Annotated in this window: 13 protein-coding genes; 8 read left to right on the top strand and 5 right to left on the bottom strand. The window is 70.6% G+C overall.

The window, feature by feature from the left end; translation table 11 throughout:
- Positions 1-132 precede the first annotated feature (132 nt).
- From CES90_RS16740 to CES90_RS16730, 3 genes are read left to right on the top strand one after another with little or no spacing between them, the layout of a single operon-like run.
- Positions 133-504, top strand: coding sequence for a hypothetical protein (locus CES90_RS16740; RefSeq protein WP_189783385.1), 372 nt, complete (start codon positions 133-135; stop codon positions 502-504).
- A gap of 5 nt (positions 505-509) precedes the next feature.
- Positions 510-1,538, top strand: a complete 1,029-nt coding sequence (locus tag CES90_RS16735) for a hypothetical protein (RefSeq protein WP_189783384.1) — start codon at positions 510-512, stop codon at positions 1,536-1,538.
- Positions 1,535-3,211, top strand: a complete 1,677-nt coding sequence (locus tag CES90_RS16730) for a hypothetical protein (RefSeq protein WP_189783383.1) — start codon at positions 1,535-1,537, stop codon at positions 3,209-3,211. Before CES90_RS16735 ends, CES90_RS16730 begins: the two co-directional genes overlap by 4 nt.
- Here CES90_RS16730 and CES90_RS16725 read toward each other — a convergent pair.
- Positions 3,195-4,961 (bottom strand): APC family permease, encoded by a 1,767-nt coding sequence (locus CES90_RS16725; RefSeq protein WP_189783382.1) that lies wholly within the window; start codon positions 4,959-4,961, stop codon positions 3,195-3,197. The genes CES90_RS16730 and CES90_RS16725 overlap by 17 nt on opposite strands.
- 251 nt (positions 4,962-5,212) lie before the next feature.
- Between CES90_RS16725 and hemB the strand changes: the two genes are divergently transcribed.
- Positions 5,213-6,205, top strand: a complete 993-nt coding sequence (gene hemB, locus CES90_RS16720) for a porphobilinogen synthase (RefSeq protein ID WP_189783381.1) — start codon at positions 5,213-5,215, stop codon at positions 6,203-6,205.
- Between the two features lie 12 nt (positions 6,206-6,217).
- Here hemB and CES90_RS49590 read toward each other — a convergent pair whose 3' ends face one another.
- Positions 6,218-6,340, bottom strand: a complete 123-nt coding sequence (locus tag CES90_RS49590) for a DUF397 domain-containing protein (protein ID WP_229913856.1) — start codon at positions 6,338-6,340, stop codon at positions 6,218-6,220.
- A 215-nt stretch (positions 6,341-6,555) separates the two neighbouring features.
- Entirely contained in the window at positions 6,556-7,302 is a 747-nt protein-coding gene (locus tag CES90_RS16710; protein WP_189783379.1) for a DUF4232 domain-containing protein, read from the bottom strand.
- A gap of 265 nt (positions 7,303-7,567) precedes the next feature.
- Between CES90_RS16710 and CES90_RS16705 the strand changes: the two genes are divergently transcribed.
- Together CES90_RS16705 and CES90_RS16700 are read left to right on the top strand one after the other, a co-directional pair.
- On the top strand, positions 7,568-8,935 hold the full coding sequence (locus tag CES90_RS16705) for a helix-turn-helix domain-containing protein (RefSeq protein ID WP_189783378.1): 1,368 nt from the start codon (positions 7,568-7,570) through the stop codon (positions 8,933-8,935).
- 87 nt (positions 8,936-9,022) lie between these two features.
- Positions 9,023-9,418 (top strand): DUF805 domain-containing protein, encoded by a 396-nt coding sequence (locus CES90_RS16700; protein WP_189783377.1) that lies wholly within the window; start codon positions 9,023-9,025, stop codon positions 9,416-9,418.
- Here the strand turns inward: CES90_RS16700 and CES90_RS16695 are convergent.
- Positions 9,412-9,573 carry a hypothetical protein gene (locus CES90_RS16695; RefSeq protein ID WP_189783376.1) on the bottom strand — a complete coding sequence of 54 codons (162 nt, stop codon included), beginning with the start codon at positions 9,571-9,573 and terminating at the stop codon, positions 9,412-9,414. The two genes, CES90_RS16700 and CES90_RS16695, sit on opposite strands and share 7 nt — an antisense overlap.
- 273 nt (positions 9,574-9,846) lie before the next feature.
- Between CES90_RS16695 and CES90_RS16690 the strand changes: the two genes are divergently transcribed.
- Complete coding sequence (locus CES90_RS16690; protein ID WP_189783375.1) at positions 9,847-10,749, top strand: SAM-dependent methyltransferase; 903 nt, start codon at positions 9,847-9,849, stop codon at positions 10,747-10,749.
- Between the two features lie 85 nt (positions 10,750-10,834).
- Here CES90_RS16690 and CES90_RS16685 read toward each other — a convergent pair whose 3' ends face one another.
- The gene (locus tag CES90_RS16685) at positions 10,835-11,764 is read right to left on the bottom strand and encodes a phosphotransferase family protein (RefSeq protein WP_189783374.1); all 930 of its coding nucleotides are present in this window, start codon (positions 11,762-11,764) and stop codon (positions 10,835-10,837) included.
- Positions 11,765-11,891: 127 nt separating this feature from the next.
- On the opposite strand from CES90_RS16685, the gene CES90_RS16680 reads away from it, so the two are divergent.
- Entirely contained in the window at positions 11,892-13,178 is a 1,287-nt protein-coding gene (locus CES90_RS16680) for an aminotransferase-like domain-containing protein (protein ID WP_229913861.1), read from the top strand.
- Positions 13,179-13,189: the final 11 nt, after the last annotated feature.

Here is a 13,189-nt window from a genome sequence, read left to right as displayed (position 1 = left end):
CAGCCACCTGTGTGGGCGGCGTTCAGGGGCGTACGGAGCCTGTAAATGTGCGTCAGTTCGCTCTCGCGGAGACCGTGTTCGCGCTGGCAGAGTGGACGTGTATGTCACAGCGCAGCGGGGGAGGCACGGGAGATGACAGCGATGATCTCCGTGAAGGTCGAGGGACCGGTCGGGTTGGACGAGCCGCAGGATCTCCTGGAGGAGTTGGGGCGGGAGACGGGGCTGGCGTGGCGGCTTGAGACGGCCGGGCAGAAGGGCACCCTCGGCGGCGAACTCGCCGTCACCATGCTGGAGGCCCTGCTGGGCGGTGTCGCCGGGGCCGTGGTGCAGGTCGCCGTGCAACGAGCGGTCGACAACTGGCGGGGCCGACGGCTGGACCCGCCGATCGTCACCATCGTCGTCCAGCCACCGCAGGCTCCGCAGCCCGCGCGGGACCCGGAGCCCCCACAGCCCACGCAGGACCCGGAGCCCCCGCAGCGCTCCGACGACCCCGAGGGGAGCTGACCGGCATGGCATCGCGGGCGTTGGTGATAGGGGTCGGCACGTACGACGACGACTCCGGTATCGACGGGTATCCGACGATCGAGGCGAGCGCCCGTGCGTACGGAGCCGCGCTGGCCCGGGACCCCCAGTGGGGCGACGCGTCCCGGTTCACGGTGCTGGAGCCGCGGCGGGCGCGGACCGCGGACGGTGTGATGCGTGCCCTCCACGAGGCGGCCGCGGCGGGTGAGGGGCCTCAGGACACGCTGCTGGTGGTGTACGTCGGACACGGCGCGTACTGGCAGGACGTGCCCGGCGGCCAGGTCCACTTCGCGGTCGGCTCCTCCCGGATCAACGAGCCCTGGACCTGGCTGTCCGCGTGGTACGTGTACCGGGCGATCAGGAAGAGCAAGGCCGGCCTCAAAGTCCTGATCGCGGACTGCTGTTACTCGAACATGCTGCCCCACCTGGGACCCGAGTCCGCCCTGCCGGGAGCCCTCGGCACCCGCCTCCAGGGCACCTGCGTACTCACCGCGGTCGGCGGCAACATCCACAACGCGTGGGCCGACGCCTGCGCGAACCTGCCCGGGCCCCTCGACACCTGTACGCCGTTCAGCGGCCATCTGCTGAACGTGCTGGGGCAGGGCATGCCGGACCATTCCGACGACCTCACCCTCGGCGCGCTGCGCGCCGGCATCGACGAGAGCATGCAGGAGTGCGGCGTCCACCACGCGCCCCGCATGCTGCTGAACGATGCCTCGGAGGCGACCGCGCTGTTCACCAACCACGCGAAGGGCCGCCGACCTCGGACACGCACGCCGACCACGGTGGACGAATGGGTCCGCGAACTGCTTCTCAACGGCGAGCGCAACCTGGGCGATCTGATGAGCCGCCCGGATCTCGCGGGCCGCGTGGTGGTGCGGCTGAAGACCGGGGACGAGCAGAGCCGCGACCTGGCCCGCCGTGTCGACCTGAGGGCCGGCGAGCTGCTGATCAACCCGGTCGACTTCGTCAGGTACTGGGGTGAGATCGAACCCGCGATGCTGGGCGGCGGATGACCGCCATCGACGGCCCGGGCGGCGCCGAGGGTGTCCGCCGCACCGACCACTTGTTCCAGCTGGACCTGGCCGAGTCGCTCAACGAGGCGTACGCCTGGGTGGCGCAGATGCAGGTCCGGCAGTTCGTGCTGATCCTGAGCAGGATGCGGGAGGAGCACCGCGAGGCGATGGCCATGCGCGCCCTGCACGCCTTCGCCCTGCGCCGTCCGGTCGAGGAACTGGTCGAGCTCGCCCACCACTTCGACCCGCGGGACGCGGTCATGCTGATGGCGACGGCGGCCCTGTCACGGCCGGTCGGGGAGGCGGCCGAGCTGGCCCTGATGCAGCAGGAGGCGGAGTCCGGCGGCGAGCGTGCCCCGATCACGGCGAGCATCGTGCACGACGTGGCCTGCCAGCGCACGGCGTTCGATGTGGCGGTGTTCGTGCGGGTGCTGGAGCGGCGGCAGTCGGCGCTCGCGAAGCGCACCGTGCAGGTGTTCGCGAGCCCAGGCTCCGGCCGCACCAACCTCGACAGGGCGCTGCTGCACACCGCGCTCCGTGACGAGGGCTGCGAACGCGAGGCCGACCGGCTGCTCGGGCTGACCCTGCGGGGGCTCGCCGACAGCCCGCCGGGCGCCGCCGGGGCGGGCGACGACGAGGAGATGGCCGACCTGGCGGGCGCGTTCCAGCACCTCAGCCCGGCCGGGCGGGTCCTGGAGCACTGGGTCGAGGAGCGGCTCAACGCCTCGGACGCGACCGAGGTGGAACGGACCCGGCGACTGGTGGCGAAACTGATCGCCCGGCGCGGCACCGGCCACGACGCCCTCGCCGAGCACATCGGCCGTACCACAAAGCCCCGACACGTGGTGAAGCTCTGCGCGATGCTGGCGAAGGACGAGGCGGCCCCGGCCAAGTGCGCCCTGGTGCGGCACTACGCGGCAGGACACAGCAACGTGCAGGAGCTGGCCGTGCTCGTGGCGTCCTGGTACAAGGAGCCGGCCCTCACCCGTACCACCCGGGATCTGCTGGCCGACATCGTGGCGGGACCCGACCCCGGTGCCTCGCCCCGCTCGCTCGAAGAGCTGAGGCAGCTGGGCGAATGGCTGCGGCTGGACGGTGCCGCCCCCGAGTGCTCCCGGCTGCTGTGCCACGTCGCCGCCGTACGGATCGAAGGGCGCTCCGGCGCCGATCTGGTGACCCTGCTGGGCCGTGTCGAGCGCAGCCGGGACCGGACCCGGGCCGCGGACGAGGCGGGCCGTCGGCTGGCCATGGACGTCATGGGCCCGGGCGGCAACCGGGACTGGTTCGTGGAGTGTCTGCGCGCGCTGCACGACGCCAGGTACGCGGTCGCCGTACGTGCCGCCTGCCGTGAACTCTCCGACCCGTCCCACGAGTTGCCGGTCGACGCCGCGCTGGTCGCCGATGTCGCGGGACGTCTGCACCGCGCAGGGCTGCACAAAGTGGCCTGGACACTGCTCGAACGACTGCTGGAGAACGAGCAGTTGGTGACGCCGGCCGATGTCGTCGAGGTCGTCGGCCGGGTGCTGGAGCTGCCGTTGCCGGACGCGGAGCTGCTCCTGCGGGCCACCGTGGGCCGCTGGTCGGACGTGGGGCACCGGGATGACGCGGTGGCCGAGCTGAGGGCGGCCGGGCGGCGCGAGGCGGCGGACTGGGTCATCAAGTCCCTGCGGTGACGGGCGGCTCCACGCGGGCCTCGTCCCGGGGAGCGGGCAGGGTGGGCCGTACGGCCTCCATGTAGCGGCGGCAGGCCCGTACCAGCAGCGGGAACACGATGGCCGCCGAGAGGGCGGCGACCACGGGCGTCACCTTGGCCATGAGGTCGGCCTCGCCGTCCCTCTCGTCCAGGTGCCGCAGCAACGTGCACAGCACGATCACCCCCAGATGCGTGAGGAACAGCAGCACCGGCCGTACCGCGGGGTCGCCGGGGGCGGCGAAACGGGAGACGTGGTCCCGCGCGTCGTAGCGGCGCAACAGGCGCCCCACCAAAGGCAGGTCGAGCCTCGCCAGCCACGGCAGCCCGAGCAGCAGCGCCGAGCCGATTCCGATGGCGGCCATGCCCCGCCACACGTCGGCCCACTTCGCCTCGTGGATCACGACGGCGATCGCGACGAACGTGGCGTAGGAGAGGGCCAGATGCACCATCCGGCGCGTTCCCCGGAACCCCAGCTGTTTCATCGCCACCAGGACGACGCCCGGCATGGTGTACACCACCAGCGTCGGCACACTGTTGAGGGCGACCAGTTCCTCCCACGTACCCTGCACCACGACGAGTGCCACCAGGCCGATGGCGAAGTTGACCAGCAGGATCATCCAGTACGCGTCGATCTCGGTGCCCCGGAAGCGGAAAGAGGCCCGGCGCGCGGTCTGCAGTCCCCGGTGGGTGAGGTGGGCGCGGCTCAGGGCGGCGACCTCCCGGGTCAGCGCGTGTGTGAAGACGATGCCGGAGCCCATCGGGGACACGATCGCGTCGAGGCGGACCAGCCAGGCCAGCCAGAACAGCGTCAGGCCGAAGGCGAAATGGGAGTACGGCGATTCGAGCATGCTTGCGTCGAGCCTGCCGCAGTGTCTGACGAACACCCACTGCAGCGCCGTGTACAACAGGAACGCGCCGACGAGGGTGCCGTACACCGCCCACCGCAGCCGAGCGGCCTCGCCCACGCCGCGGCGTTTGACGTTGCCGGCGAAGTCGAGCGGGGCCTGGAAGCCGATGTACGCGTAGATGACGCCGCCGCCCAGCACGACGTACAGGGGCGACAGATCCCCGGGCTTGGTTCCGGCGTTCCTCGACTGCTCGCTGAGATACCACGAGACGTCGGCCGGAGCGCAGCTGTCGGCTCCGGCTCGCAACAGACAGACGATGATCAGTACCGGGATCAGGACCTTCACCATGGTGAGGAAGAGGTTCAGCCTGATCAGCCGAAGCGGCGGCAGCAGGTTGAGCCCCATGATCAGCGCCAGGAAGCCGACAGCGCACAGCCAGCCCGTGGGGGAGAGGACGTAGTGGTCTCCCTCCTTGTCCAGCAGGGCGGGAACCCAGTGCGCCAGCCCGCGGACCATGGCCACCGCCTCGCTCGCCGGGTTCACCGCGTACACGATCCACAGCGCGGCGGCCACCACCGTGGCCACGAGCGGGCCGGCGGCCTGCAACGGCAGGAAGATCAGCCCGCCCGTCTTGGGGAGGGCGATCCCCAGTTCGACCATCACGGCGGCTATCAGCAGCATCAGCGCCCCACCGATCACCCACGCCCACACGGCGTCCGCGCCGGCTTCGGCGTAGGCGGGGCCGGCGGCCAGCAGCCACCCCGAACCGACCACGCCGCCGGCGGCGAGACCCACGAGGTCCAGGGTGGAGAGCCGACGCCGCTCGTCCGCGTCCTCCGCCGAACCGTCCTGCACCGTGCCCCGACCGCTCGTCCGCCCCAACGCTCTCCCCCTTTACCGGAGTTCCGGTGGACCAGCCATGGGATCAAGGATTTCCTCGCGTGTCAGCCTTCCCGCCAGGTCTTTTACGGTCGCTGTCCCCCATGAGCTGCTCTTCTTCACAGGTTACGCATGAGTGGACACGTGGGGTGAGGCGAAGTGGTGAAAGCTGCCGCGCGCATCGCCGCTTGTCGCCGCGCATCGCCGACGCCGCGTCGGCAAAGGGGGCGTCGGCGCGGGCGTAGCGTAGGCGTATGTCGAAGTACGGATCCTTCCCCGGTACGCGCCCGAGGCGGCTGCGTACGTCGCCCGTGATGCGGCGGATGGTCGCGGAGACGCGGCTTCACCCGGCCGACTTCATCCTCCCGGCGTTCGTGCGGGAGGGGGTCGATGAGCCGGTGCCGATCGCCGCCATGCCCGGGGTCGTGCAGCACACCCGGGACAGTCTGAAGAAGGCCGCGGTGGAGGCCGTCGAGGCCGGGGTCTCCGGGATCATGTTGTTCGGGGTGCCGGAGGAGTCCAAGAAGGACGCCCTGGGGACGCCGGGGACGGATCCGGACGGGATTCTTCAGGTCGCGATACGGGATGTGCGGGCCGAGGTCGGCGATGAGTTGTTGGTGATGTCCGATCTGTGTCTCGACGAGACCACCGATCATGGGCATTGCGGGGTGCTCGATGCCGAAGGGCGCGTCGACAACGACGCGACCCTTGAGCGGTACGCCGAGATGGCCCAGGTGCAGGCCGATGCCGGGGCCCATGTGGTCGGGCCCAGCGGGATGATGGACGGGCAGATCGGGGTCGTTCGTGATGCGCTCGACCAGATCGGGCGGGAGGACGTGGCGATTCTCGCCTACACCGCCAAGTACGCGTCTGCCTTCTACGGGCCCTTCCGGGAGGCTGTCGCCTCGTCACTGAAGGGGGACCGGAAGACGTACCAGCAGGATCCGGCGAATGTGCGGGAGTCACTGCGGGAGTTGGCCCTCGACCTCGAAGAGGGCGCCGACATGGTGATGGTCAAGCCCGCCGGGCCCTACCTCGACATCCTCGCGCGCGTGGCCGACTCCGTGGATGTGCCGGTTGTCGCCTACCAGATCTCCGGTGAGTACTCGATGGTCGAGGCCGCCGCCGAGAAGGGGTGGATCGACCGGGACCGGGCCATCTTGGAGACCTTGACCGGCATCAGGCGGGCCGGGGCGCAGAACGTCCTTACGTACTGGGCTGTTGAGGCTGCGCGGATGGTGCGCTGAGTACCTGGCGGGTCAGCGGGCCACGTAGGCGGTGAAGGCCGACCAAGCCTCTGATGAGGTGATGAAGGCGGGGCCGTCGTTGCCCTCCGCGCTTTTCGAGTCGCGGATGTGGATGGCGTGGGGGGTGACGGCCACCTCGTTCGGGTCGGAAACCCACTGGCTGCCGCGTTGCCCCCGTACCTCCGGGCCTCCGGGCCTCCGATGGCCAGGTGAAGCACCGGCTCCCACACATGATGGCGGGCGGGCCTCGGTGGGTTCCTTCTGTGGGAGTGGGGGTGCGTGGCCATCGGTGGAGGTCCGTTGGCCACGATCTCGGCGGTGAGTTGTCGGCTCCTGTGTCTGTGGCCGCCTCAGTAGGCCAGGGCGTCGTCCGCGGTGGACCGCCAGTAGGTGACGGCCACGGAGTCGTCGACGTACACGCCCTCGGCCGGAAGGGCGGGGGACGCGGGGGCGCCGGCGTCGCTGCCGGGCTCCCCGTCCTGGAAGTGGATGACGACCTTGTTCTCCGTCGAGCCGTTCCCGCCGCTGCCGTCGGCGGAGGAGAGAAGGACGCCCGCGTAGCCGGACTCGCCGGGGGCGAGGGTCACCACGGCCTGCGGCTGGGAGTCCTCGATCACGCGCGGCGCCGACTGCGCCTCGCCGAACCGGACCGAGGGGTTGTAGTAGAGGTCGCAGAACTTCGAGCCGGTGTTCTTGACGGTGATCAGCATGTGGTTGAGCGGGCGGGAGACCGGCTGAACGGTGACCGTGGTGTTGGAGCCGTTGCAGGTGACCCGGTTGGCGGGGTCGGCGGGGTCGGCGGTCCCGCCGTTCGGGGAGGTCTTGTCGGCCCCGGTGCCGGTGCGCGTCCTGGAGGAGGCCTCGTCGGCCGTGGAGCCGCCGGTGGTCGAGCCGGAGGAGCCGGTGGTCGTGCCCGAGCCGCCGGTGCTCTGCGAGGTCGAGGTGGAGGTGGAGTCGCCCGACGCACCCTCGTCCCGGGTGCCCATTCCGTTGTCGCACGCCGTGAGGGCGAGGGCTGCGAGGGCGACTCCGGTCGCGGCGAGCAGCCGGGCCGGGCGGGCGACTCGGGCGGTACGAGCGGTGCGGAACGTGCGCATGATGAATCCCTTTCGGACAAAGCCAGTTGAAGAGGCCGAGAACACGTGGTCGAAGCCGCGCCGCTCGACCGGTCTGCCGGGAGCCGCGTGCTTGGATGACAAGAGCTTGTGCGGTGATCCGTCCCATCCGCCACGCCCGGCGGAAGATCAGGGACGCTGGAACGCCCACACCGGCTTTGACCTGGGGAGACGTCCCTGCCCTGGAACGCGGGAATGGGACGAGGTGGACGGAGGAAGTGTGTCGGGGAGCGGTACCGAAAACGGCATGGCGGCCGATTTCGCCGCGCTGCTGCGGGAGTTGAAGGAGCGCTCCGGGCTCAGCTACGGAGTGCTCGCCAAGCGGCTCCACATGAGCACGTCGACGTTGCACCGGTACTGCAACGGGGACGCCGTACCTACGGACTACGCGCCCGTGGAGCGGCTCGCCCGCCTGTGCAAGGCGGCTCCGGAAGAGCTCGTCGAGCTGCACCGGAGGTGGGTGCTGGCGGATGCGACGCGGGGGCGTAAGGGCGTTGAGCCGGGGGTCGGTACGGCGGCCGGTACGGCAGCTGCGTCGACTTCGGATACGGGGTCCACGGAAGGGGTGGACTCGGGCGACGGGCCGGTCCCGGCGGAAGCGCTGGTTCCGGCGGACGTCATCGCGGACGGCCGCTCCGAGGCGCGCGAGCTCCGGCTGCCGTCCCGTCGTCGTACGCGTGTCGCCCTCGTCGGAGCTGCCGTCGCCGCCGTGCTCGGGGCCGTCACGCTTGCCACGAGTCTGCCGTCCGGTGGGGAGGAGAACGGGCGGGAGCGTCGTGCGGGGGCCGTGTCCGCCGGGGCCGGGGGCGCGGACGAGGGCGCCTCGGAGTCGCCGTCGCCGTCGAGTGCCTCGCCCTCCGCTTCCGCCGGCAAGAAGGGCAAGGACAAGGTCGACGACGGCAAGGGTGCCAAGGCCGGTGCGTCGGCCTCCGGTGAAGCCACCCCGAGGAGCCCTGGATCGGGCGGTGCCGACTCCGCCGTGGGGGTGCCGCTGACGGTGAAGGTGGAGCCGTACACCTGGGAGAGTCCGTGCTCGCAGCGGTATCTGATCGACCGGGCGCCGGGGAAGGTGGGGCCGCCGCCGCCGGAGCAGGACGCGCGCGCCTGGGTGGACGCGGCCGGGGCCGTGTCGTCGGGGCAGCAGTACGTGACGCTCACCGTGCAGGGCACCGGCGCGGAGACGGTGGTGGTGGACAGTCTGAAGGTCCGGATGATCGAGAGGCGTTCGCCGCTCGCCTGGAACGACTACACCATGGGATACCCCGGCGTCGGGTGCGGTGCCGGCGTACCGACGCGGTCCTTCACGGTCGCCCTCGACGCCATGCGTCCCGAGGTCGTACCCGCCGCGGGGAGCAAGGACTTCCCGTACTCGGTGAGCGAGTCCGACCCGGAGGTCTACTACATCACCGCCGACGCCTCCGCGTACTACGTGAGCTGGCACCTGGAGCTGAAGTGGTCCAGCGGCTCCCGGAGCGGCACGCTGACGGTGGACGACAACGGCACCCCGTTCCGCACGAGTGGCAACAACGGGCGCCCGGCCTACGAGTATCCGCTCGGTGGCCCGAAGTGGGTCGAGGAGGGGACGACACTGGGCGACCAGGGGGCGGAGGGATAAGTAATTGACGAGTTCTCATCAATGAACATACGTTCTGCGCCTGGCTGATCCGCTCGGAACGGCCGATGTCGATCCCCGGGGGAAGCCATGAGCTGGTTCTTCGTCGTGCTCAAGAAGTACGCGGTCTTCAGCGGACGCGCGCGCCGCATGGAGTACTGGATGTTCACGCTGATCAGCACGCTGATCTACATCGGGGTGTGGGCCCTCGGCCGCACCATCGACTCGGAGATCCCCGAGTACGTCTTCCTCGCCGCGTTCCTGCTGCCCTCCCTGGCCGTCACCGTTCGGCGGCTGCACGACACCGGGCGCACCGGCTGGTTGGTCCTCATCGGGTTCATTCCCTGCATCGGCACCATCGTCATGCTCGTCTTCGCCGCCACCGAGGGCGAGCGAGGGCAGAACAAGTACGGTCCCAACCCGAAGGAGCTTCAGGCGTTGGCCGACTCCGGTCCGGCGCCCACATCGGGCGGCCCGGCCTACTGACCCGTCCGTTCGACCTGCCCTGTCGCCGCCGGGCCCTCGTCCCGTACGCCCTGGCCGTCCTCGCACGCCGTCAGCGTCAACAGCCCGGCGAGGGCGAGACCGAGAGCCGTGGCGAGGAGACGGGTGACGTGAGGGGAGACGACGCGGGCAGGCATGACGGTCCCTTCCTTGGGGGCGTTGGATGTGTGGCCGTCGACGGTGTGGCCGGCGGCCTCAGCATGTGATGCGATCCGTCCCCTGCGCCACAGGAGTGGGCACAGATGGGACGCCCAAGCCGCGTCCCACGCCCTGACCTGCGAGAAGGGCGTCCCATGAGGGAGCGATACGGGACGCCCGGCCAGACCGGGAACGGCATCCGGGCACTATCGAGTTGCCCTGGGAGTTAGGTTGTTGCTCCTTTAACGACGCGACTCTCCAGGGAGAGCTTCATGGCCGGTGACGCACTCAGTCAGGACCCCGCCGAGTTGCGGAAGAGGATCGACACCACCAAGGCACACCCGGCACGGGTCTACGACGTCTTCCTCGGCGGCAAGGACAACTACCCCGTCGACCGCGAGGCCGCCGCGGCCGCGCTCGCCGCCAACTCGCGCGGGTACCTCGACGTACGGCACAACCGCGACTTCCTGCGCCGCGCGGTGACCACGCTCACCCAGGACGAGGGCATCCGGCAGTTCCTCGACATCGGCACCGGGCTGCCGACCGCGGAGAACGTCCACCAGATCGCCCAGGCCATCGCCCCCGGGGCACGGGTCGTGTACGTCGACAACGACCCGGTGGTGCTCGCCCACGCGCGCGCGTTGCTGACCAGTGGGCCCCAGGGCGCCACCGACTACATCGACGCCGACCTCAAGACCCCGGCGCACATCCTCGAACAGGCCGCCAAGACCCTCGACTTCGACCAGCCGATCGCACTGTGCCTCGTGGCGATCCTGCACTTCGTCGAGGACGAGCAGGCCTACCCCGTCGTACGTGAACTGGTCGACGCGTTGCCCTCCGGGAGCCGGCTGGTGCTGAGCCACCTCACGGAGGACCTCAACCCCGCGAACATCCGTGCGGTGCAGAGGACGTACACCGAGCGGGGGTTCACCTTCGTGCTGCGGTCCAAGGACGAGGTCGCCCGCTTCTTCGAGCAGAGCGGGCTGGTGATCGACGAGCCGGGTGTCGTGCCGGCGCACCACTGGCGGTTCGAGGATGGTGCGCCGGTGCCTCCGGCGGTTGAGCCGCATACCTGGGCTGGGCTGGACGATATTGAGAAGGTTCGGTATCAGGACATCAATGATGTGACTGACGCGGACATCAATGTGTATGTGGCTATGGGGCGTAAGGCGTAGAGGGGCAGCTGCGGGCCGGTGGGGGCTGGTCGCGCCCACGCGGCGGAGCCGCATGTCGACACAGCCCCGCACCCCTGAAAGCCCCTCACGGAACGCTGAACCACGTTTCCGCCAGTGACTCGAAGTCCTTGCGCGGTGGTGTCGGCAGGGTGCGTAGGTACCAGTTCAGGTCGCTGTAGACGTGCAGCAAGGTGTAGGCCATGAGTTCACGGGGTGCGAACGGGGACTGGCCGTAGGCCTCGTAGAAGATTTTGAGGAGGTGGGGGTCGGCGCGGGTGAGGAACAGGCCGACGCTCACGAAGTCGTACGCGGGGTCGCCGACCATGGCGGGTTCGAAGTCGAACAGGCCGGTGAGGCTCCAGCCGTCGTCCGGGTCGACGGTGAGGTGCTCGCGCATGAACTCGGTGTGCAGCAGTACCGGGCGGCGCGGGGCGGGCAGCGGGACCGAGCGCAGGAAGTCCGGGATCTGTTCCAGCCAGGGCGCCGACAGGCCACCGCCCACCTGCTGCTCGACGGCGCCCGAGCGCTGTCCGGCCACGAACCTGCCCCAGTCCGGCGGTCCGACGAGCGCGGCCATCGGGGCGGCGTCCAGGTCGTGCAGAGCGGCGAGGCACTCGGCCGCCTCCGCGACGATCCGTTCCTGGTGCGTGCGGGAGGCGCGCGGCCAGGCCTCGTTGAGGTCCTCGCCGGGAAGCCGGGACATCAGCACATAGCGCCAGCCGTTCTTGTACTGGTCAGCCGCGTGCAATCGCGGTGTGGGAACGGGTAGTTGGCCCCACAGGTGGGCCAACAGGTGGGCCTCTCTGACGGCTTGAGCCGCTTCGAAAGCCGGGTAGAGCTTCAGTACGAGGGCGTCGCCGACCGAGTACACGGGCAACGAGCCCTCTGGAAAACGCACGATCCGCGCGCCTGCGAGACCGAGCTGACCGCAGAGTTCCTGGGCAGCCGGCCGCAGCAGCGCCTCGTCACTGACGACTTCTTGCAACTCGTCGTTCGTGTCCACGCTGGGCAGCATGCGGGGCAGCCTAGGGGTTGTGGGCGGTGCCCGCATCGCGGAATTGGTGGATGTAGGGGGCATGTATCGATCTATGGTATGGGCGGGGGCGGGGGCGTGCCGTCCGTTCGTGCCGGGAGAGCTTGGGGTGGGTGCCGTGGATGCTGGGCGAGGCGTGGATGACGTGCGGTTTGTCGGGGGCGTGGAGGTCGTGGGCGGCGGCGGGGGCGCGGCGGCGCCGGTCGCCGCCGCGCCCGTCCCCGGCTTCGCGGGGCGGGTGACGGCGGTCCAAGGTTCCCCCGTACGGGATATCCTCGCCGTCACCTCGCGGCCCGAAGTCGTCAACTTCGCGGGTGGGTTGCCCGCGCCGGAGCTCTTCGACACCGAAGGGGTGGCGGCGGCGTACCGGAACGTCCTCGCCGAGTCGGCCGGACGGGCCCTGCAGTACGCGACGACCGAGGGCGAGCCGGTGCTGCGGGAGGCGCTCGCCGCGCGGTACCGGGCGCGAGGGCTGCCGACGGGCGCCGACGACGTGCTCGTCACCACCGGGTCGCAGCAGGCGCTGTCGCTGCTCGCCACCGCGCTCGTCGACCCGGGCGATGTCGTGCTGGTCGAGGACCCGTGCTACCTGGCGGCGCTTCAGGTGTTCCGGCTCGCGGGGGCGCGGGTGGTGGCCGTACCGGGGGACGAAGGCGGAGTGGACCCGGACGCGCTGGAGGAACTCGTCGCGCGGACCCGGGCCAAGCTCTTCTACACCGTCCCCACCTTCCAGAACCCCACCGGACGCACCCTGCCGACCGAACGCCGGGCCGCCGTCGCCGCCGTCGCGGCCCGGCTCGGGCTGTGGATCGTCGAGGACGACCCGTACGGCGAACTCCGCTTCGAGGGCGAGCGGTTGCCGTGGATCGCCGCCCACCCGGGCGCCGAGGACCGTACGGCGCTGCTGGGCTCGTTCTCCAAGGTGATGGCCCCCGGTCTGCGGCTGGGCTGGCTGCGCGCCCCCGCCGGGCTCCGCCGCGCCTGCGCGGTGGCCAAGCAGGCGGCCGACCTGCACACCCCGACCGTCAACCAGCTCGCCGCGGCACGGTACCTGGCCGACCGCGACCTCGACGCGCACGTGGCCCGGGTCGCGGCGGCGTACCGCGAGCGACGTGACGCCATGCTCGCGGGACTGCCGGACGCCCTCCCCGAGGGCTCCACCTGGAACCGCCCCGAGGGCGGCATGTTCCTCTGGGCCCGCCTGCCCTCCTCGTACGACACCACCGCCCTCCTCCCGCGCGTGGTCGAACAGGACGTCGCGTACGTGCCCGGGGCGCCCTTCTACGCCGGGGAACCGGACCGGGCGACCCTGCGGCTCTGCTTCGTCACGCAGGCGCCGGAGGAGATTCGGGAGGGGCTGCGGAGGCTGGGGAAGGGGCTGGGGCCGGGGCTGTAGGCGGGGCTGTA

This window comes from Streptomyces capitiformicae (assembly GCF_002214185.1).
GTDB classification, from domain to species: Bacteria; Actinomycetota; Actinomycetes; order Streptomycetales; family Streptomycetaceae; genus Streptomyces; species Streptomyces capitiformicae.
This window is presented reverse-complemented; position numbering and strand designations above follow the sequence as displayed.

Bases quoted from the DNA above. Each gene is read 5' to 3' on its own strand.
- CES90_RS16690 (WP_189783375.1), top strand. From the start codon at position 9,847: ATGGCCGGTGACGCACTCAGTCAGGACCCCGCCGAGTTGCGGAAGAGG.
- CES90_RS16695 (WP_189783376.1), bottom strand. From the start codon at position 9,573: ATGCCTGCCCGCGTCGTCTCCCCTCACGTCACCCGTCTCCTCGCCACG.
- CES90_RS16730 (WP_189783383.1), top strand. From the start codon at position 1,535: ATGACCGCCATCGACGGCCCGGGCGGCGCCGAGGGTGTCCGCCGCACC.
- CES90_RS16705 (WP_189783378.1), top strand. From the start codon at position 7,568: ATGGCGGCCGATTTCGCCGCGCTGCTGCGGGAGTTGAAGGAGCGCTCC.
- CES90_RS16735 (WP_189783384.1), top strand. From the start codon at position 510: ATGGCATCGCGGGCGTTGGTGATAGGGGTCGGCACGTACGACGACGAC.
- CES90_RS16685 (WP_189783374.1), bottom strand. From the start codon at position 11,764: ATGCTGCCCAGCGTGGACACGAACGACGAGTTGCAAGAAGTCGTCAGT.
- CES90_RS16700 (WP_189783377.1), top strand. From the start codon at position 9,023: ATGAGCTGGTTCTTCGTCGTGCTCAAGAAGTACGCGGTCTTCAGCGGA.
- CES90_RS16740 (WP_189783385.1), top strand. From the start codon at position 133: ATGACAGCGATGATCTCCGTGAAGGTCGAGGGACCGGTCGGGTTGGAC.
- hemB (WP_189783381.1), top strand. From the start codon at position 5,213: ATGTCGAAGTACGGATCCTTCCCCGGTACGCGCCCGAGGCGGCTGCGT.
- CES90_RS16710 (WP_189783379.1), bottom strand. From the start codon at position 7,302: ATGCGCACGTTCCGCACCGCTCGTACCGCCCGAGTCGCCCGCCCGGCC.